17 protein-coding genes are annotated in these 18,758 nt (G+C 70.4%); 6 read left to right on the top strand and 11 right to left on the bottom strand.

The window, feature by feature from the left end; translation table 11 throughout:
• Window positions 1-98 precede the first annotated feature (98 nt).
• Entirely contained in the window at window positions 99-581 is a 483-nt protein-coding gene (locus tag ACFYXM_RS08370; RefSeq protein ID WP_389288045.1) for a GNAT family N-acetyltransferase, read from the bottom strand.
• Window positions 582-637: 56 nt separating this feature from the next.
• On the opposite strand from ACFYXM_RS08370, the gene ACFYXM_RS08365 reads away from it, so the two are divergent.
• Window positions 638-1,456, top strand: coding sequence for an exodeoxyribonuclease III (locus ACFYXM_RS08365; RefSeq protein ID WP_389288043.1), 819 nt, complete (start codon window positions 638-640; stop codon window positions 1,454-1,456).
• A 357-nt stretch (window positions 1,457-1,813) separates the two neighbouring features.
• Here ACFYXM_RS08365 and ACFYXM_RS08360 read toward each other — a convergent pair whose 3' ends face one another.
• Window positions 1,814-2,473: a MerR family transcriptional regulator gene (locus ACFYXM_RS08360; protein ID WP_389288297.1), complete on the bottom strand. Its 660-nt coding sequence runs from the start codon at window positions 2,471-2,473 to the stop codon at window positions 1,814-1,816.
• A 167-nt stretch (window positions 2,474-2,640) separates the two neighbouring features.
• Here ACFYXM_RS08360 and ACFYXM_RS08355 point away from each other — a divergent pair, with 167 nt between their 5' ends.
• From ACFYXM_RS08355 to ACFYXM_RS08340, 4 genes are all read left to right on the top strand, one after another.
• Window positions 2,641-4,257 carry a flavin-containing monooxygenase gene (locus ACFYXM_RS08355; RefSeq protein ID WP_389288041.1) on the top strand — a complete coding sequence of 539 codons (1,617 nt, stop codon included), beginning with the start codon at window positions 2,641-2,643 and terminating at the stop codon, window positions 4,255-4,257.
• Entirely contained in the window at window positions 4,254-5,231 is a 978-nt protein-coding gene (locus ACFYXM_RS08350; protein ID WP_389288039.1) for an alpha/beta fold hydrolase, read from the top strand. Before ACFYXM_RS08355 ends, ACFYXM_RS08350 begins: the two co-directional genes overlap by 4 nt.
• Entirely contained in the window at window positions 5,228-6,121 is an 894-nt protein-coding gene (locus ACFYXM_RS08345) for an SDR family oxidoreductase (protein ID WP_389288037.1), read from the top strand. Before ACFYXM_RS08350 ends, ACFYXM_RS08345 begins: the two co-directional genes overlap by 4 nt.
• Before the next feature lie 94 nt (window positions 6,122-6,215).
• Window positions 6,216-6,485 (top strand): hypothetical protein, encoded by a 270-nt coding sequence (locus ACFYXM_RS08340; protein WP_389288035.1) that lies wholly within the window; start codon window positions 6,216-6,218, stop codon window positions 6,483-6,485.
• A gap of 248 nt (window positions 6,486-6,733) precedes the next feature.
• Here the strand turns inward: ACFYXM_RS08340 and ACFYXM_RS08335 are convergent, their stop codons facing one another.
• Window positions 6,734-7,675: a beta-ketoacyl-ACP synthase III gene (locus ACFYXM_RS08335; protein WP_389288033.1), complete on the bottom strand. Its 942-nt coding sequence runs from the start codon at window positions 7,673-7,675 to the stop codon at window positions 6,734-6,736.
• A gap of 115 nt (window positions 7,676-7,790) precedes the next feature.
• Between ACFYXM_RS08335 and ACFYXM_RS08330 the strand changes: the two genes are divergently transcribed.
• On the top strand, window positions 7,791-8,447 hold the full coding sequence (locus tag ACFYXM_RS08330; protein ID WP_389288032.1) for a TetR/AcrR family transcriptional regulator: 657 nt from the start codon (window positions 7,791-7,793) through the stop codon (window positions 8,445-8,447).
• Window positions 8,448-8,538: 91 nt separating this feature from the next.
• Here ACFYXM_RS08330 and ACFYXM_RS08325 read toward each other — a convergent pair whose 3' ends face one another.
• The 8 genes from ACFYXM_RS08325 to ACFYXM_RS08290 form a co-directional block, all read right to left on the bottom strand.
• A complete protein-coding gene (locus ACFYXM_RS08325; RefSeq protein ID WP_389288030.1) occupies window positions 8,539-9,555 on the bottom strand; it encodes a serine/threonine dehydratase in 1,017 nt (338 codons plus the stop codon).
• A gap of 572 nt (window positions 9,556-10,127) precedes the next feature.
• Window positions 10,128-11,057 (bottom strand): DUF1963 domain-containing protein, encoded by a 930-nt coding sequence (locus tag ACFYXM_RS08320; protein WP_389288028.1) that lies wholly within the window; start codon window positions 11,055-11,057, stop codon window positions 10,128-10,130.
• 53 nt (window positions 11,058-11,110) lie between these two features.
• Window positions 11,111-11,356 (bottom strand): hypothetical protein, encoded by a 246-nt coding sequence (locus tag ACFYXM_RS08315; protein ID WP_389288026.1) that lies wholly within the window; start codon window positions 11,354-11,356, stop codon window positions 11,111-11,113.
• A gap of 655 nt (window positions 11,357-12,011) precedes the next feature.
• Entirely contained in the window at window positions 12,012-13,715 is a 1,704-nt protein-coding gene (gene haaN / locus ACFYXM_RS08310; RefSeq protein WP_389288024.1) for a cyclophane-containing RiPP N-acetyltransferase HaaN, read from the bottom strand.
• A 13-nt stretch (window positions 13,716-13,728) separates the two neighbouring features.
• Window positions 13,729-13,935 carry a HaaA family cyclophane-containing RiPP peptide gene (haaA, locus tag ACFYXM_RS08305; protein ID WP_389288022.1) on the bottom strand — a complete coding sequence of 69 codons (207 nt, stop codon included), beginning with the start codon at window positions 13,933-13,935 and terminating at the stop codon, window positions 13,729-13,731.
• A gap of 107 nt (window positions 13,936-14,042) precedes the next feature.
• Window positions 14,043-16,820, bottom strand: coding sequence for a cyclophane-containing RiPP biosynthesis TPR protein HaaT (haaT, locus tag ACFYXM_RS08300; protein WP_389288020.1), 2,778 nt, complete (start codon window positions 16,818-16,820; stop codon window positions 14,043-14,045).
• Window positions 16,821-17,038: 218 nt separating this feature from the next.
• Window positions 17,039-17,380, bottom strand: coding sequence for a DUF397 domain-containing protein (locus ACFYXM_RS08295; protein ID WP_389288018.1), 342 nt, complete (start codon window positions 17,378-17,380; stop codon window positions 17,039-17,041).
• On the bottom strand, window positions 17,337-18,215 hold the full coding sequence (locus ACFYXM_RS08290; protein ID WP_389288017.1) for a DUF5753 domain-containing protein: 879 nt from the start codon (window positions 18,213-18,215) through the stop codon (window positions 17,337-17,339). Before ACFYXM_RS08290 ends, ACFYXM_RS08295 begins: the two co-directional genes overlap by 44 nt.
• Window positions 18,216-18,758: the final 543 nt, after the last annotated feature.

Genomic DNA, 18,758 nt, shown 5'->3' with positions numbered 1-18,758 from the left:
GGCGTTGTTGCGTTCTGTGATCTTGTGTTGCGACATCACTCGCGCTCCGGTCGACGTGTCGCCGACGCGCGGGGTGGGCACGGACGGCCCCACCGCCCCTACCGCAGCGGCTTGGCCATGCAGAGGCTGCTGTCGTGCATGCGGTAGTAGCCGAACTTCTCGCACGGGGTGTAGCCGCTGGACGCGTACAGCGCTATGGCCTCGGGCTGCTTGTCCCCGGTCTCCAGCACCATGCGGATCCGGCCGGCGGCGCGCGCGTCGGCCTCCAGGGCGGCCAGCATGCGGCGGGCGAGGCCCTGCCCGCGGCCCTCGGGAATCACGAACATCCGCTTCAGCTCGGCGTCGCCGTCCGCGTAGCCCTCGTCGCTCCGCTCCTGGGAACGCCAGCCGCCGGTGGCGACGGGACGGCCCCGTTCGTCGTAGGCGAGCAGATACAGACCGTGCGGAGGCTCGAACATCGACGGGTCGAGGGGTGTGACATCGCCCTCGCCGTCGCCGTACCGCTCGGCGTATTCACGCTGGACCTGGTCGTTGAGCTTGACGGCGTCGGCGTGATCGAAGGGCCGAGGCTGGATAATCATGCGAAGTATGGTACAGGTATGCAGCTCTGCTGGGTGGATGTCGGTATCGTGCCGTAATGCTCACTGTGACCACTGCCAATGTAAACGGGCTCCGTGCCGCCGCCAAGAAGGGATTCGTCGAGTGGCTGGCCGGGACCGAGGCCGATGTGATCTGCCTCCAGGAGGTACGTGCCGAGCCGCAGCAGCTGCCGGACGAGGTGCGTGACCCCGAGGGCTGGCACACCGTGCACGCCCCCGCGGCCGCCAAGGGGCGGGCGGGTGTCTCGCTCTACACCCGGCGTGCGCCGGAGCGGGTGCAGATCGGGTTCGGCGGTTTCGGCCACGCCGGGAGCGAGGAGTTCGACACCAGCGGCCGTTACGTCGAGGTCGATCTCCCCGGTGTGACGGTCGCCAGTCTGTATCTGCCCTCCGGTGAGGTCGGTACGGAGCGGCAGGAGGAGAAGGAGCGGTTCATGGCCGCGTTCCTCCCGTACCTGAAGGACCTCAAGGGCCGGGCCGCCGCCGACGGGCGCGAGGTCGTGGTCTGCGGCGACTGGAACATCGCCCACCGCGAGGCCGACCTGAAGAACTGGCGGGCCAACAAGAAGAACTCCGGCTTCCTGCCCGAGGAGCGGGAATGGCTGACCCGGGTCTTCGACGAGGCCGAGTACGTCGACGTCGTACGGGCCCTGCACCCGGACCAGGAGGGGCCGTACTCGTGGTGGTCCTACCGCGGGCGGGCCTTCGACAACGACGCCGGCTGGCGGATCGACTACCAGGTGGCGACGCCGGGTCTGGCCGCCCGCGCGGTCAAGGGCTGGGTCGAGCGGGCCGAGACGCACCCGGAGCGGTGGAGCGACCACGCCCCGGTGACGGTGGTCTACGACCTGGCGTGAGCGGATCCGCTGCGGGTGGAGGCGTCGGGGGTCGGGCGTCGGGCGTCGTGGGCCGTGGGTCATGGGCCCGGCGCCCCGGGGCAGCAGCACGGTCCGGAACCGCGGACCGGAACCACGGTCAGGAACCGCAGGGCGGAACCACGGGCCGGAGTCGCCACCAGGATTCGGGACCAAAGGGGCGGAACCGCGGACTCCTGTTTTGCGTCGTCCGTTTCCGTGCACCCTTTCCCGCTTGTCCGTTCCGCCCCTCCGTTCCCGGCCGGCCGTCTCCGGGCGTGCCGCACTCGCCGCGCCCGGCCGCGCCCCCGTTCCCGCCCGTTCGCGGTGTTCCGGTCCGCGTGCCGGGGCGGCGGCGCGTCAGGACGGCACGGGCTCCCGGTTCGCCGATGGCCGGTCGGGGGGCTCGCGGCGCAGTCGGCGGTCCAGGGCCATGGACAGCTCGGCGTCCATCACCGCGCGGGCCAGCGGGCGGAGCTGGGGCGGTTCGGGGGCGTCGGCGCGCGCTTCGAGCACGTTCACGAAGAGGTCCGCCAGGGCGTCCATGTGTTCGCGGGCGCGGCGGCCGGCCGCGAGGACCGTGGCGAGCGGTACGCCCTCGCGCACCAGTTCGGCCGATGCCTCCAACAGGCGGCGGCTGATGTGGACGATCTCGTCGCCGTCGGTGGCCAGGTAGCCCAGCTCCAGCGCGGTGGCCAGGTTCTCCGGGGTGGTCTCGCCCTCGAAGTGGTCCGCGAGCTGTTCGGGCGTCATGCGGACCGGGGTCTCCTCGGTCGGTTCGCCCAGTCCCAGCACCTCGGCGACGTCCCGCCCGCTCTCGAACGTGCGGGCGAGATCGGCGATCCCCGTGAGGGTGTGGCCGCGCTCCAGCAGGCCCGCGATGGTGCGCAGTCTGGCCAGGTGGTGGTCGTCGTACCAGGCGATGCGCCCCTCCCGGCGGGGCGGCGAGATCAGGCCGCGCTCCCGGTAGAAGCGCACGGTCCGCACGGGGATGCCGGCCTCCTTGGCCAGCTCCTCCATCCGGTACTCACGATGATCGCGTCCTTCAACCACATCCGCACCCTACGTCGTACCGGCGGTAACTCCACTTCGCCGTACCCCTACCCATCGGTACGGAGCTGTTCTAGGCTCCCATCGCGCCAGTGATTGCTGGCAGAGTCGTGTGACGTATCGCGGAAGGCGGCAGCATGACCCAGCACGAGCACGTAAGAGTGGCGGTGATCGGATCCGGATTCGGCGGCCTCGGGGCCGCGGTCCGGCTGCGCCGCGAAGGCATCACGGACTTCGTCGTCCTCGAACGGGCCGACTCCGTGGGCGGCACCTGGCGCGACAACAGCTATCCCGGCTGTGCCTGTGACGTGCCGTCGCACCTCTACTCGTTCTCGTTCGCACCCAACCCCGAGTGGCCGCGCACCTTCTCCGGGCAGGAGCACATCCGCGCCTACCTGGAACACGTGGCCGACACCTTCGGGCTGCGTTCGCACATACGGCTCAACCACGAAGTAACGCTCATGCGGTGGGACCGCGAGGAGCTGTACTGGCGGATAGAGACGGCCGACGGGGCGACCCTCACGGCCGATGTCGTCGTCTCCGCGACCGGCCCGCTCTCGGACCCGAAGACGCCGGACATCCCCGGCCTCGAAGGGTTCCCCGGGCGGATCTTCCACTCGGCGCGCTGGGACCACGACTACGACCTGACCGGCAAGCGCGTCGCGATGGTCGGCACTGGCGCCTCCGCCATCCAGATCGTGCCCGCGATCCAGCCCGAGGTCGGCCGGATGACGCTGTTCCAGCGCACCCCGCCCTGGGTCATGCCGCGCATGGACCGGCGGATCAGCGATGCCGAGCGCTGGCTTCACCGCACGCTCCCGATCACCGGCACCGCGCGCCGCGGACTGCTGTGGGGGATCCGGGAGTTGCAGGTGAGTGCCTTCACGAAGCACCCGAACGAGCTGGGTCTGGTCGAGAAGATCGCCCGGTCCAACATGGCGCGCGCCATCAAGGACCCCGTGCTGCGGGCCAAGTTGACCCCCTCCTACCGCATCGGCTGCAAGCGGATCCTGCTGTCGAGCACCTACTACCCGGCTCTGGCCCGGCCCAATGTCGATGTCGTGACCTCCGGTCTGGCCGAAGTGCGCGGCTCCACGGTCGTCGCGTCCGACGGGACGGAGGCCGAGGTCGACGCCATCATCTTCGGCACCGGCTTCCACGTCACCGACATGCCGATCGCCGAGCGGGTGGTGGGCGCGGAGGGCACCACGCTCGCCGAGGCGTGGAAGGGCGGCATGCGGGCGCTGCGCGGCGCGACCACGGACGGGTTCCCGAACTGGATGACGGTCATCGGCCCCAACACGGGTCTCGGGAACTCCTCGATGATCCTGATGATCGAGTCCCAGCTGAACTACATGGCCGACTACCTGCGCCAGTTGAACGTGCTCGGCGGCCGGGTCGCCCTCGACGCGCGCCGCTCCGCGGTGGACGTCTGGAACCGTCGCGTCCAGCAGCGGATGAAGCGCACCGTGTGGAACACCGGTGGCTGCGACAGCTGGTACCTGGACGCCAACGGGCGCAACACCACCGTCTGGCCGGGCACCACCACCGAGTTCCGGAAGGTGACGCGGGCGGTGGACCTGGGGGAGTACGAGGTCGTACGGGCCCGGGAACGCTCCGCCGGAGCGGGTGCCGCCGTCGGGGCGGTCGCCGCCGGTGCGCCGGCGCCGGGGGTGGCCGCCGCCTCCGGGGCTTTTGGAGGTTTCGCGGCGCCCGCCATGGCGGGGTCCGCGGGGAAGAAGGCCGCGGGATGAGCCGGCTGTTGCGGGGCGACGGCGTCGCCCCCGTTCCGATGCGCACGCTGACCGCGCTTTCCGCCGACGGTGCCCGCGTCCACGTCGAGGTGCACGGTCCGGACGGCGCGCCCGCCGTGGTCCTGTCGCACGGCTGGACGTGCAGCACCCGCTTCTGGGACGCGCAGATCAGGGACCTCGCGGTGGATCACCGCGTCATCGCCTACGACCAGCGCGGGCACGGCCGTTCGCCCGAGGTGGGCGGCGAGGGGTACGGCACGGACGCGCTCGCCGACGACCTCGAAGCGGTGCTGGCCGCCGCTTTGGAACCGGGCGAGAAGGCGGTGATCGCCGGGCACTCCATGGGAGGCATGACGGTGATGGCCGCCGCGCGGCGGCCCGGTCTGCGCGCCCATGCGGCCGCCGTGCTGCTGTGCAGCACCGGCAGTTCGCGGCTGGCCGCCGAGTCGCGGGTCGTTCCGCTGCCGGCCGGGGGCGTGCGTGACCGAATACACAGGGCGATCCTGCGTTCGCCCGCACCGCTCGGGCCGGTCACACCGTTGTCACGGTGGATGCTGAAGTACGGGACGATGGGACCGGGTTCGGCTCCGGATCGGGTCGAGACCTGCGCCCGGATCGTGCACGCCTGCCCCCGAACGGCCAGGCGGGCCTGGGCTCATGTCCTCGCGGACCTCGACCTCGACGCCTGCGTACGGGAGTTGAGGGTGCCGACGGCGGTGATCGTGGGGACGGAGGACCGGCTGACGCCGCCCGTGCACGCCCATGCCCTCGTGGCGTCGCTGCCCGGCTCCCTGGGGCTGACCGTGCTGACGGGGATGGGGCACATGACACCGGTGGAGGCTCCGGAGGCGGTCACCGCGAAGATCCGGGAGCTGGTCACCACGTACGTCCCCGCGGGCGGCACGGATGCCGCGCGCGACGGGACTCGTACCGCGGCGGACGACGGCACGGCCGAGGAGGAGGATGTGACATGAGCGGTGCACGGAGTCTCGAAGGGCAGGTCGTCGTCGTCACGGGCGCGGCGCGCGGCGTCGGCGAACTGCTGGCGCGCAAACTCTCCGCGCGCGGTGCGAAGCTCGCGCTGGTCGGCCTGGAACCGGACGAGCTGAAGAAGGTCTCCGAGCGGCTGCACGGCGACAGCGACCACTGGTTCGCGGACGTCACCGACCACGAGGCGATGGCCCGCGTCGCCCAGGAGGCCAAGGAGCGGTTCGGGAAGGTCGATGTCGTCGTCGCCAACGCCGGGGTGGCGACGGGCGGTCTGTTCGTCGACTCGGACCCGGAGGCGTGGCGCCGGGTCATCGAGGTCAACCTGATCGGCGGCGCGGTCACCGGGCGGGCGTTCCTGCCGGTGCTCATGGAGAGCCGCGGGTACTTCCTCCAGATAGCCTCGCTCGCCGCGATGACGCCCGCGCCGATGATGACCGCGTACTGCGCGTCCAAGTCGGGCGTGGAGGCGTTCGCGCACAGTCTGCGCGCGGAGGTCGGCCACCGCGGGGTGCGGGTCGGGGTGGGCTATCTGTCCTGGACCGACACGGACATGGTGCGGGGCGCCGATCAGGACGACGTCATGCGGGAGTTGAGGCAGCGGCTGCCCTGGCCCGCGAACCGCACGTATCCGCTGGGGCCGGCCGTCGACCGGATCGTGGCCGGTGTCGAACGGCGTTCCGCGCATGTGTACGCGCAGTGGTGGCTGCGGGGGACGCAGTCCGTACGCGGCTGCCTGCCGACCCTGATCGGGGTCGTGGGACAGCGCGAGATGCGCCGGTTCGGGCCGCGCCTCGCGGGTGTGCGGAGCGGGCTCGTGGGCGCCGGGGGAGCCGCGGATCAGGACGTACGGGCGGTGCGCGCAAGGCGTGACTGAGAGTGACTGATCGACATGCGGCGGGTGTCGGCGCGTGCGACTGTGGTCGAGGTCCTCACGGACCGCCCCCACGCACCCACGAGGAGTGAACAGCATGGGCATCGCAGACCAGTTCAAGGACAAGGCGCAGCAGCTCGCCGACCAGGCCAAGAAGAAGCCGAACGAGGAGCGCGGCCAGGGCCAGGGTCAGGGCCGCGGCCGGACGGGCCAGGGTCAGGGTCAGGGTCAGGGTCAGGGTCAGGGCCAGGGCCGGGGCCAGGGCCAGGGCACGTCCGACCGCTCTCAGCAGACGTCGCAGCGGGGGCGTGACCGGCTCCAGGACGCGGAGAACGACATCCGCGACCGACGCCGCGACGACCGCTGACGCCGCGACCGCCGGGCGGCGAGCGCTGACGCGTCGGCGACTTCTCGGCTTCGGACTTCTCGGCTCCGCGACTTCTCGGTCCCGCGGCTTCGCGGGTCGGTGGGTCGGCGGGTCGGTGGGTCTGTGAGTCCGAGTGTCGTCGGGTCCGAGTGTCGTCCGCGAGTCCGCGCGTTGTCCGTGAGGGGTGTGCCCGGGAGACCGGGTACACCCCTCATGCGTGAGGTCCGCCGGGCCGAAGTGCCCGCCGGTCACGGGCAGCGGACCACCTGCCCCGCCCACGACAGCCCGCCGCCGAAGCTGAACAGCAGTACGGGCGCGCCGGGGGAGACCTCGCCGCGTTCGACGAGCTTGGCCAGGGCGAGGGGGATGGAGGCGGCGGAGGTGTTGCCGGAGTCGACGACATCGCGGGCAACCACGACCCTTTCGGGCAGGGCGAGTTGGCGTACGACCGAGTCGATGATGCGCAGGTTCGCCTGGTGGGTGACGATCGCGCCGAGGTCGTCGGGGGTCACCCCGGCCCGGCGGCAGGCTTCCGTGGCGAGTGCGGGGAGTTCGGTGGTGGCCCAGCGGAAGACCGTCTGGCCCTCCTGGGCGAAGTGCGGATGCCAGTCGTCGACGAGCCGGACCGCGTCGCGCCGGGTGGGGTCCGAGCCCCAGACGACCGGGCCGATGGAGTCGCCCTCGGCCGCGCTCACCACTGCCGCCCCGGCGCCGTCACCGAGCAGGACGCAGGTGCTGCGGTCGGTCCAGTCGGTCACGTCGGACATCTTCTCGGCGCCGACGACCAGGGCGTGCCGGGCGGCACCGGCGCGTACCGCGTGGTCGGCGGTGGCCAGGGCGGTGCAGAAGCCGGCGCAGCCGTTGTTGAGGTCGTAGGCGACGGCGGCCGGGATGCCGAGGCGGCCGGCGACCTGGGCGGCGATGCTGGGGCAGCGGTCGATGGCCGAGCAGGTGGCGACGGTGACCAGGCCGATCTCCTGCGGGGCGAGCCCGGAGGCGGCGAGTGCCTTGCCCGCCGCGGCGGCGGCCAGGTCGGCGACCGACTCCTTGTCCGCGATGCGGCGGGTGGCGATGCCGGTGCGCTGCCGGATCCATGCGTCGTTTGTCTCCACCATGGTGGCGAGGTCGTCGTTGGTCAGCATGCGGTCCGGCTGGTGGTGGCCGAGCGCGGCGATGCGGGCTCCTGGCATGGCAGCTCCTGGCATGGCAGCTCCTTGGTGGGCATCAGGATGCCGCGAATATAGCGAACGACCGATCGGAAGTTAAAACGCGGCGTACGGCATGCCCCCGGATACCCTGGAACTCATGAGCCCGCGCAATTCCGCCGTCGAGGCCCGCAGGACGCGGGACCGGATCATCGAGCGCAGCGTCGCGGTCGCCTCGGTCGAGGGCCTGGAAGGGCTCACGATCGGGCGCCTCGCCGCCGACCTCGGGATGAGCAAGTCCGGCCTGCTCGGCCACTTCGGCACCAAAGAGGTGCTTCAACTCGCCGCCCTGGAAAGGGCGTCGGTGATCTTCCTGGCGTCGGTGTGGGAGCCGGTCGCCGACACCGGGCCGGGGCTGACCCGTCTGCGGGCGGTCTGCGAGCGGTGGATCGACTATCTGGAGCGCGAGCGGGAGGCTTTTCCCGGTGGCTGCCTGTTCACCACCGCGGTGGTCGAGTTCGACGGCCGGGCCGACGGGCCGGTCCGGGACGTGGTGGAGCGGCTGTTCCGCATCTGGCGGCGCCGCCTCGTGGTGGACCTGCGCCTGGCGGTACGGGCGGGCGAGCTGCCCGCGGACACCGACCCCCGCCAGATCGCCTTCGAGCTGATCGGGCTCTACATGGGCCTCAACCACGCGATCCAGCTGGAACGGGACCCGCAGGCCCCCGGACGCACCCGCCGCGCCCTCGACCGCCTGCTGACGCCGACGCCGACGCCGACGCCGACGCCGACGCTGACGCCTACGTCTGCGTCCTGAGCGGACGGCTCCGGGGCCGGGGCCGGGACCGGGCCGTGCGGGACCGCCCCGACCGCCGGTCCACGGCCGGGGCCCACCCGTCACCGAGGTGTCAGGAGCGGTCGTCAGTCCTGGACGCGAGGTCGCTCGGGTCGGTGTTCGCGCCGCACAGGACGACGGCGATCCTCTCGCCCTCGCTCGGGCGGTAGCCGTACGGGGCCGGGGCGGTGAGTGCGGCCAGGGCGGTGGAGGCGGCGTGTTCGACGGCGACGCGGTGCTGGTCCCACAGCGCCCGGCGGGCGCGGACGATCTCGCTGTCCGGTACGAGGACGGAGCGCACGTCCTCCTGGCGGGCGGCGTGCAGGGCGAGCGCGGTGGCGCGGCGGGCACCGAGGGAGTCGATGGCGACCGAGTCGACGGGCACGTCGACCGGGGCACCGGCCTCGACGGCGGCGTTCAGCGCCCGGCAGTTCTCCGGTTCGACGGCGACCGTACGGATTCCGTGGTGCCGGGCGGCGGTGGCGACACCGGCGAGCAGACCGCCGCCGCCGACCGAGACCACCACGGTGTCCAGGCCGGGGATTCGGGCGTGGATCTCCTCCATCAGGGTCCCGGCCCCGGCGGCGATCAGTGGGTGGTCGTACGCGTGCGAGGCGAGTGCCCCGGTCGAGGCGGCGAACTCCGCGCACGCCTCCAGCGCTTCGGCGTACTCCGCGCCCACGATCCGTACGTCCGCGCCGAGTTCGCGGAGCCTGGCGACCTTGACCGCCGGGGCGAGCGTCGGCAGGAACACCGTTGCCCGCACGCCCTGTTGCCGCGCGGCCCAGGCGCAGGCGAGCCCGGCGTTGCCGCCCGAGGCGATGGTCACTCCCGCGTCCGGCAGGGTGCCGGCCTCGCGGTGGGCCTGGATGAAGTTCTGCGCGCCGCGCGCCTTGAAGGAGCCGGTGTGCTGCAGGAACTCCAGCGCGAACCAGACGTCCCCCAGGGGAGCCTCGGACCGGCCGTCGGAGGCGCCGAGGTAAGCCGTACGGACCGTTCCCGGGTCGACGGGGGCGACGGCGACCGGGCGGACGTGTCCGGTGATCCGGTCGGTGGCGGCCTTGATGTCGTCGTACGTGAGCTGCTGCACTTCGTTGCTCCTGCCGGGAGGCGCCCACCGGCCGGGTGGACGAGCCGGCCGGCGGACTGGTTCAGAATTCGGAGACTCGGAAAGATCGGGAACGGTTCGGGCCGGACGCGAGGACGAGCCGCCTTCCGCGCACGGTCCGCCGTGCTGCGTCCGTGTCCCGTCCCGTCGTGCGCCGGAGAATTCGTCGGCTCAGTAAAACAGGCTGGCGGAGCACGCGCGTGCCGGGCCGCTGCTCGGCGTACGGCTCGGCTGCCGTCCGTTCACCGCTCCTTGTCACTGGCCGGGTTCGCGGCGTGCCACGCGCTGGAGGCGCCGTACGAAAGCGGCGAAGCCGCATACGAGGAGGACGTTCATGACCGCTCCCGTCGCGAACAGCGGCAGTGAGTCGAACAGGCCCGGAGCGGCGTCCGGGGCCGTGGTGTGTACCTGTGACCGAGCCCTTTAAGATCCGGCGCCGGCGCAGGGGTGTTGACGAGTGAGGGCCGTACGGAAGGCCGACCGGTCAAGGCTTCGTGACCACCGGGCGCGAAGTGCCGCCGGGCCGGGCACCGCCCGGCGGCAGGAGCCCGGGGTCAGCAGAAGTAGGTCTGCCGGACGCGGTCGAAACGGTGCGCCAGCAGGTCGTCCCGGGGAATGGACCAGCCCACCTCTCCGTCGCCATCGTAGAAGAGGTGAGATTCGCCGAACTCCAAAAGGTTCAGCCACGCTCCCTCGGGCCCCTCCTTGAGGGCCTTGTCATGCAGGTCGTCGAACCTTCCCGGCTCGGACCTGCATATGACCACGGCTTCCTCGCACCTCGCCTGGAACTCCTCGCTGTAGTAGTTGCTGTGGTAATCCGGGTTCAGCTTCACCCCTCGCAATCCGCAGCTCCGGTTCACGAGCGGGATGGTCCCGACCCGCTCGGCATACTCCGTGACCGCCTCCAGGAGCGGCCGAAGCCGTTCCCTGGCTTCCTCGTGCACGTCCTCGATGTCCGGCATCTCGGCTGCTGGATACGGATGACCGGTGTTGTCGATGTCCCACATCCAGTCGAGGACGTCCCACGCCGTACCAGGGCGGCAGACCAGCACCCGCCGTTCGAGGAAGTGCGGCCCCCACGCGTCGTCGAGGTACCCCTCTTCAGGTTCGGGGCGTTCGGCCGTCTCGGTCCCCGGCGGTATGTGGAGCACCATCGCATCGTCCGCATAGCCTGCGTATCGGAAGTCGGAAGCGGTGAAGAACAGCAGGTGCCCTTCGCGGGGGAGCCCGAGGTCCAGTGGTTGCTTCGGTATCGCGGCCAGGTCGAGATCGGCGACGAAGATCCCTTCGTCCCATGGGACCTCGGCGGGCATCTTCGGCAGCCCGCCGACGTGACCCACCACGTGATCTTCGGGGCCGACCTCGGACAGTTCGCGAATGGACAGATGGGCGGATGGCTGCAAGTTCCACATGATGCGGGTGATGGCGTCGTCGGAGACCCCGCACCGACGGGCGAAGGTACGGAACTCGTCTGTATATGACATGGCGTCAGTCTGCTGTGTGCCACTGACAATCCGCTCGTTCACGGGCGCGGTGGTCATGTTCGGCACAGGGCGTGCTGGATCGCCGCATCGGTGGCCTTCTCCACCGGTTCCCAGGCCGGCACCCGGGAGGACAGGGAGAGCACGACGGCCCGGCGGCCGTCGTCGGTGACGCCGGCGCGGGTGGCGTAGCCGGGGACGCTGCCCGGGTGGGTCCAGTACCAGCCGCCACAGGGCAAGGGGAGCCGGGCGATGCCCAGGCCGTACCGTCCGCCGAGACGCGTGTCCACGGTGGTCTTCATCTCTGCGAGTTGCGCGGGCCGCAGCCGAGTCCCGTCCATGGCCACCGCGAAAGCGCCCCTTCAGCGCCCGGCGAGACCCTGTCCACACGACCAGCACCGGAAAGGCCGGACGCGAGCATCCGATTCCTCGCGTCGACCGTGGCCATCGCAACCGCGACGTGGCGCCTCCGGTCGCTCTGCGAGAGCTTCATCGGCGCACTTCGTTCCTGCGGGACACGTGCGCTCGCGCGTACCCTCGGAACTCAGTTGCGACAGGTGTGGATGCGCACATTACATCCGCGTTGTCTGGCAATCCTCGCACCGCCGTACCGCCTGCCGCGCGGTGTTTCCCTCCGTCGCGGTCGCCGGGTGGCTACTGCTCAGCCGGTCCCAGAGCCCGGCCGGAGGTGTGGGGATCCAGCCCCAGCGAGGGGCGGTCACCAGTTTCTCGGTCAGATGGGTGCAGCCGGGAAGATGCGCGTACCGCGTCGGGGAGATCAGAATCGTGTCCGCGGGGAAGCGCCGCCATTCCTGTCGGAGCGCAACCGCCGGGCGTGCCTTTGGCACGGCTGGTACGGCTGGTACCGCTCCGTCCGGCGGGCACGCACAGCCCAGCCCGATGGTGAGCTCACATCGATCACAACGCTCCTCTTGCTTCACAGTCCCCGCCCCACCCTCACGTCGTACCAGTGTCCACACGGTAGACGATCTTCCCGTCGAACTCCTCGAACCCCAACGACTTGTAGAAGGCGCGCGCGCCGGGGTTGTCGCGGTCCGTCATCCACTCGACCCGGCTGCATCCAGGACGCGCTGCGGCCAGGGTACGGAGTTCGTTCATGAGGCGGGCGCCGACGCCCCGGCGGCGGAGTGTGCCGCGGACATAGAGCTCTTTCAGGAACAGGGAGTGGGAGGAACCGGCCGCGGGCCAGAGAAACGAATAGGCTGCGAGCCCGACGAGTTCACCAGCCTCGTCCTCGACCAGGAGCGCGGACGCCAAGGGCGGGGAGCCGAAGAGTGCCTCCTCCACCTGAGAGCGGCGCTCCTCGAACGGCTGGATTTCCTTCGATCCGTAGAACCTTTCGATTTCCTCGATCAGTTCGGCCAGAGCCACGACATCGCTGTTGCGGGCGGGCCGGATCGTCACGGTCATCGGGATCTCCTGTCGCTCTTTCATGGTCTCACTCGCTCGTTCCAACGCGTGGTCCTGGCGCGACGGCACGGCCTCGGCTACGGGTGTCGCCGCGTCCGAGTCCCAGCCGTGCCGGCGCAGGGAGCCTTGAACATGCCGGATGAGGTGGTCCAGATCCGCGCAGTAGACGGAGGGATTCCGGTAGCCGCGGTCGGCGCTGAAGCGGTGCGGGAGGTAGCCCCCGCCACACACCTCCACCAGTGGACAGCCCTGGCACTGTTCGGCGAGCGCGGCCATCCCGTGCCGCCGGTGCAGGAGCTTCGGATGGTGAAGAACCTTGTCGAAGGGCTGTCCGAAGACGTCGAGTCCCAGCCAGGAGGCACCTTCTTCGACGGACCGCAGGGTGTCCACGTCCTCGATGGTGCCGTCGGACTCGATCACGAGGCTCGTCGGCGGGGCCAGGCCGAGGGACTCCACCGAGCCGCGTACACCGCAGCTCAGCGCCACGATGTCCTCCAGCATGCGCACACTGTGCCGATGCGTCGGCCGGGCGAGCCAGGCGTCATGGACGCGGCTCATCCACAACCCGTACTCGGGCACGCTCGGGTCATTGCGGTGCGGCGGCTCGTCGTGAGTCCCGTGCGGCAGGCCGAAGTCGATCACCGGGGGTTCGAACGACGCCAGGTAGTCGTGGACTTCGACCGGGTCGTTGGCCAGGTCGACGACGGCGAGCAACCCTGCGAACAGGTGTGGTCTGGACCGGAGCAGCTCGATTCCGCGTACGGCGGAGGCGGCGCTCGACCGCGAGGCGTGCGTCAGCCGATGCCGGTTGTTCGCGGTCGGCGGGCCGTCGAGGCTGACTCCCACGACGACGTCGTATCGCTCGAAGAGGTCGAGCCACGGCTCCGTGAGGAGCGTCCCGTTGGTCTGAAGTTCGAAATGGGCGGCCACATTGGTCGGCACACCGTCCCGTACGGCGTCGAGCAGGTCCGCCATGTGGCGGGGGCCGGTGAGCAACGGCTCACCGCCGTGCAGTACGACGTGTACGTCCCGCAGACCGTGTGCCGCCGCGTGCTCGCCGATCCGCCGACCCGCGGTCCGGGCCACGTCCACGCTCATCCGGGCGGGCAGACGCCGCCAGGCCTGGTCCGTGGAGTTGAAGACGTAGCAGTAGTCGCAGTCGATGTTGCAACGGTTCGCGACCTTGAGAATGAACGATCGGAAGGGCGCGATGTCCTTGCGCGGTGTCATCGAGCGGCAGGGCTCACAAGGGCCGGAACCGGCTGAGCGAAGCCTGGTGGCCACCCTCGCCGATTCGGTTCGGCGTGGTCTGCTCGGCCGCCAGCCGTTGTCGTACGCGGGCGGCGACACGGTCCAGCACGGTCGAGCCATGCGTGGGCTCTGCCGTGACGGGCTCTGCGGTGACGGGCTCCGTGGCGTGCGGCGCGGGAACGGGCGTGCGTGACGGCATTCGACGCTCCTCGATGCAGCGCGGTGGTCGTTGAGGCGGCGGACCGGCCCGCAACGTAGCAGCGTCGCCACCCGTGGCGGCATATCGGATCCGGCCACGTACCCGGCTCACCGCGCCCGTGACGCAAGCAGGCGTTCGATGCCGTCCGCCGCCCCGCGCACGCCCAACCGCCGGTACACAGCGAGCGCTTCACGCAGCGCACGCTCAGCCCGCGCCCGCTCGCCGGCCGTCCAGTCGCAACGACCGATCCCCTCCAGGGCCCGCGCCTCCTCCAGCGGGCAGCGGATGTCCCGGGCCGGCCCCAGGGCCTGCTCGAAGAGTTCGCGTGCGACGGTCCAGTCGCCCAAGGACCGCAGAAGCGTCCCCCAGTGGTTCAGGACCTCCGCCTCACCGCACCGGTCGCCGAGCTCCCGCAGGATCTCCAGGCTCCGCCGGAACGAATCGACGGCACCGTCCCGCTCGCCGGCGACTCCGCGTGCCACTCCCAGCTCGCCCAGCGAGACTGCCTCGCCACCACGGCTGCCGAGATCGCGGTACGAGCCCAGGGCGTCATTCAGCGACTGGATCGCCTCGGTGACGTTCCCTTCCACGCGGTCCAGTACCCCGAGGTGGCGGACGCTGTTCGCGCGGCCGAAACGTTCGCCGAGCTCGGTGAAGTACTCCAGGGCCCGGTTGTGCGCCTCCCGCGCTCCGGTGAGGTCGGAGGTCAGGCGTCGCACGACACCGATCTCGTTGAGGGCGTACGCCTGGTGGGCCCGGTCGTCGAGCGCCTGGTAGATCTCGAACGCCTCGTGGTGGTGCTGCGCGGCCGACCGGTACTCGCCCAGAAGACAGTGCACGATGCCGAGGTCCCGCAGGGAGTTCGCCTCTCCGTACCGGTCACCCAGCTCCCGGTAGATCGACAGGGCTTCGGTCTGCGCCTCCACGGCGGCGCCGAACCGGCTGGTCTGACGGCGCACCATGCCCAGGTCCGCGAGCGCGTTCGCCTGGCCGAGCCGGTCGCCGAGCTCGCGGTAGAGCGCGAGGGCATCGGTCTGGGCCCGCGCGGACGCTTCGTTGTCCGCGGTCATGTACCGGACGATGCCCAGCTGGTTCAGAGCATCCGCCTTGCCTCGCTTCTCGCCGACCGCGTCGTACTCCGCCACGGCCTCGCTCAGCGTTTCGACGGCTTCGGGGTAGGCCGCCATGAAGCGCCGTACGACTCCGAGTTCGGCCAGAGCATCCGCCAGTGCCCGCCGGTCGCCGGTGCGCCGGGCGGCTTCGGCGGCCGTCCGATGGAGGCCGACGGCCTGGTCCCAGGGGCCGGCCTGGCGCAGGAAGGGCGCCATGCCCGCGACCATGCGGATCACCAGCTCGTACAGCGCGAGACTGTTCGCCCGCCGAATGCAGGCCAGTACGTTGGCCCGCTCGTCCTCCAGCCAGCCCAGGGCCGCGGTACGGGAATCGATGGGCGGTGTATCGTACGCGGCTGCGCCGTCCGGAGGATCCGGTTCGGCGGCACCACTTCGGCCGATGTGTCCGTTCGCGACGGCGAGGACGGCCAGGTAGTAGGCGCACATGCGCTGAACGGCCTGAACAGGTTCCATGCCGCCTCCCTCTTCGGCGAGACCGCGGGCATAGTCGCGTAGGAGATCATGAAGCCTGAAGCGGCTTCCCGGGTGCTCGTCGATGAGATGGGCGTCGTAGAGCGCGTCGAGTCGCTCGCGCGCCGCCGCCACTGAGAGCGAGCCGAGCGCGGCCCCGGAAAAGGCGTCGAGGTCGGTGCCGGGGTAGAGGCCGAGGCACCGGAAGAAGTGCCGCTGCTCGGAGGTGAGTTCCTGGTAGGACAGGTTGAACGTCGCCGCGACGGCGCGTTCCCCGGCCCGGAGCTCTCCCAGCCGGTCCCGGGCCGCTACCAGGCGCGCCCGCAGTTCCTCCGGTCCCCACGCCGGACGATGGCGCAGTCGAGCGGCGAGCAACGACACCCCGAGCGGCAGGTATCCGCACAGCTCCACCAACTGTTCGAGGACTGCCCGGTCCAGCGAGTCGTGCGGCCTCCCGCTGAGTCGCACGAACAGGTCGACCGCGTGCTCCCTCGGTAACGCCTCCACCGGTAGGACCACTTCCTCGTACGCGGCCAGTCGCTTCCGGCTGGTGACCAGCACGAGACAGTCGCTCCCGCCGGGGAGCAGAGGCTCCAACTGCCGGTAGCTGGCTGCGTTGTCGAGGATGAGCAACGCCTTTTTGCCCGCGAGCCGGCTCCGCCACATGGCCGCACGCGCCTCGGTCACCGCACCCACGTCGTCACCGGCGGGGATCCGCTGAGCCGGTACCCCGGTCGCCGCCAGCAACGAGGCGAGCGCCTCGGTGGCCTGCACGGGGGACCTGCCCGCCGTGTGCCCGTTGAGGTTCACGAAGAGCTGCCCGTCCGGGAACCGTTCCGACAGTACGTGCCCCGCGTGCACGGCGAACGTCGTCTTCCCGGCTCCCGGCATCCCGTCGATCACATGCACGGGCAGGGCCGAGCCGCTGTCCTGCGAGTCCCTCACGGACCGCACCAGCGCCTCCAGCTCGGCGTTCCGGTCGGTGAACGCGATGGTGTCGCGCGGCAGGGACCGCAGCACGAGGGCGGCACCCGGAGGCTCCGTCCCTCCCTCCGGCCGGGGAACCGGCTCGATGGGGCGCCCGGGTGTCCCCGACTCCGACAGTGCGGCGAGCAGCACGGTCAATCCGGTCATGGCCCCGCCCAGCACAGCGAACGAGAGCCAGGCATGCCGCTGCAACGACCCCAGCCACCCGGGCCATTCCGACTCGGACACCGCGTTGGTGACGAGCCCCACGAGCATCGTCGTCACGGCTCCACCGGCGGCCACGACAGCGATGGAAACGCCTCGTCGCAGCCTCATGCGTGGATTGTCCTGCCGAAGCCGGGATCGGCCCGGTCACGCCGGGCACTCGCGGCGCGGTACGCCTCTCCAGTTGCGGATCTCGTCACGAAGGCAGCCCCCGAATCCGACGCCCCATCGCGTACAAGGGGACCAGCTCCCACAGAGCCCGGTCAAGGTCGGCTCATCACCATGCGGCGGCTCGTGCCGCCGTAGCGGCGATAACAACTGTGGGGCGGTCAGGCTGCCTTGACGGAATCGATGAACGGGGTCCAGGCGGACGCGGGGAGGACGAGGACGGGACCCTCGGGGCGCTTGGAGTCGCGGACGGGGACGATGCCCGGGCGGCCGTCCGCGACTTCGAGGCAGTCGCCTCCGGAGGAGTTGCTGTGGCTGCTCTTGCGCCAGGTGGCGAACCCATCTGCGACTTCGAGGCAGTCGCCTCCTGAGGTGTTGCTGTGACTGCTCTTGCGCCAGTGCGCGAACTCCTGGGCGACTTCGAGGCAGTTGCCACCAGAGGAATTGCTGTAACTGCTCTTACGCCAGGTCGCGGCGCTCAAGTCGAATCGGCTGCACACCATTTCGGTAGTCCTCTGCCGCTTCCTCGATCATGGTGAGGGTCGCCTCCGGCGGCAAGGCGGCGGCCCTCAGCAGATCGTACGACCTCCGATACTGCTTCACGAGGCCCGGATCGTCGACGGTGTGACCGTGGTGCTGGCTCTCCGTGTAGAACAGCGGCGGCGCGTCCGCGAAGTCCAGGATCATGGCGTTGCCCAGCATGAGGGCGTGCGCTCCCGCGTTCCACGGAAGAATTTGGGCAAGGATCCGGCCGCGCTTGATGAGGGTGGCGATGTGGGTGAGCTGCTCGGCCATCAGCTCAGGAGACAGGATCGGCTGGCGCAACAGGGACTCGTTCAGGATGGTCCAGTACTGCGGCTTCCGATGGTTCCCCTCGAAGAGTTGGGCCCGTGCCAGTCGTGCGTTGACCTTTGCGTCGGTCTCCTCCGGAAGTTCTGGCAGACGCTCGGCGCAGATTACGGCCCGCGCGTACGGGCCCGTCTGGAGCAGGCCCGGGAAGACGGTCGGGGACCACTGCGCGATGACCTCGGCGCGCTTCTCCGCGTCCAGTACGCGTTCGAAGTACTCCGCGTGGCCCTTGCGCCGTGCCTTGCGTACGTCTTCGCAGTGCCGCGCGAAGAAGCCGTCCGTCGCCAGTACGTGGTCCACGTGTTGGGCGAGGTCGCTGGGCATGCGGCGGTAACCGCGTTCGATCTCGCTGAGGTACGTGATGCCGTAGTAGCTGCCGTCGAGCAGCTTTTCGAGGGTGAGGCCCGCCTGTTCCCGCTTGAAGCGGAGTTCGCTTCCGTAGAACTGCGGGACGCCTTCGGAGCCGTCGATCTCCTTGCGCGTAGCCACGGTTGACCACCTTTCGCGCTGTGCCGAGTGGAGCGGAAAACCCCTTCACGGTAGAGGCCGTCGCGGCAGTGGGTGAGGGGTTCGTCACAATGCGCTGCGAATGGTTGACGGTTCGCGGCTCGATCTTCTGGGCGACCGAACGTGTTGGGCGTGGTACGTTCTGTGACCCCGAAACTCAATAAAGTGACCCCGGCGGCGCGGCAACGCCCCGGGGCCTGGCACAAGGAGCTGAAACCCTCCTCATGCAGATTCATCGTAGCCGCCATACGTGCGGTTTCACGGTCCTGCCCAACGCGTTGTTGCAGGACCGGCGGTTGTCGTACACCGCCCGTGGCCTTCTTGCCGATCTTCTTTCCCGCCCTGATGGCTGGTCCGAGGACGGTCGGCGCATGGCCGACACGAGTCCGCAGGGTCGGCTGGCGGTGGCGAAGGCGCTGCGGGAGCTGGCGTCGTTCGGGTACTACCGAGTCCTCAAAGTGCGCCGCGAAGACGGGACTTTCGTCAGCGAGTCCCATGTCTACGACACCCCGCAGCAGCCCGTCC

The sequence above is a fragment of the Streptomyces sp. NPDC002476 genome (assembly GCF_042889785.1).
Classification (GTDB): Bacteria; Actinomycetota; Actinomycetes; order Streptomycetales; family Streptomycetaceae; genus Streptomyces.
This window is presented reverse-complemented; position numbering and strand designations above follow the sequence as displayed.

Coding starts and splice junctions, on each gene's coding strand:
- haaT (WP_389288020.1), bottom strand. CDS start 16,820: ATGAGGCTGCGACGAGGCGTTTCCATCGCTGTCGTGGCCGCCGGTGGA.
- ACFYXM_RS08330 (WP_389288032.1), top strand. CDS start 7,791: ATGAGCCCGCGCAATTCCGCCGTCGAGGCCCGCAGGACGCGGGACCGG.
- haaN (WP_389288024.1), bottom strand. CDS start 13,715: ATGACACCGCGCAAGGACATCGCGCCCTTCCGATCGTTCATTCTCAAG.
- ACFYXM_RS08335 (WP_389288033.1), bottom strand. CDS start 7,675: ATGCCAGGAGCCCGCATCGCCGCGCTCGGCCACCACCAGCCGGACCGC.
- ACFYXM_RS08320 (WP_389288028.1), bottom strand. CDS start 11,057: ATGTCATATACAGACGAGTTCCGTACCTTCGCCCGTCGGTGCGGGGTC.
- ACFYXM_RS08355 (WP_389288041.1), top strand. CDS start 2,641: ATGACCCAGCACGAGCACGTAAGAGTGGCGGTGATCGGATCCGGATTC.
- ACFYXM_RS08365 (WP_389288043.1), top strand. CDS start 638: ATGCTCACTGTGACCACTGCCAATGTAAACGGGCTCCGTGCCGCCGCC.
- ACFYXM_RS08315 (WP_389288026.1), bottom strand. CDS start 11,356: ATGAAGACCACCGTGGACACGCGTCTCGGCGGACGGTACGGCCTGGGC.
- ACFYXM_RS08360 (WP_389288297.1), bottom strand. CDS start 2,473: ATGGAGGAGCTGGCCAAGGAGGCCGGCATCCCCGTGCGGACCGTGCGC.
- ACFYXM_RS08295 (WP_389288018.1), bottom strand. CDS start 17,380: ATGGTGTGCAGCCGATTCGACTTGAGCGCCGCGACCTGGCGTAAGAGC.
- ACFYXM_RS08350 (WP_389288039.1), top strand. CDS start 4,254: ATGAGCCGGCTGTTGCGGGGCGACGGCGTCGCCCCCGTTCCGATGCGC.
- haaA (WP_389288022.1), bottom strand. CDS start 13,935: ATGCCGTCACGCACGCCCGTTCCCGCGCCGCACGCCACGGAGCCCGTC.
- ACFYXM_RS08340 (WP_389288035.1), top strand. CDS start 6,216: ATGGGCATCGCAGACCAGTTCAAGGACAAGGCGCAGCAGCTCGCCGAC.
- ACFYXM_RS08370 (WP_389288045.1), bottom strand. CDS start 581: ATGATTATCCAGCCTCGGCCCTTCGATCACGCCGACGCCGTCAAGCTC.
- ACFYXM_RS08345 (WP_389288037.1), top strand. CDS start 5,228: ATGAGCGGTGCACGGAGTCTCGAAGGGCAGGTCGTCGTCGTCACGGGC.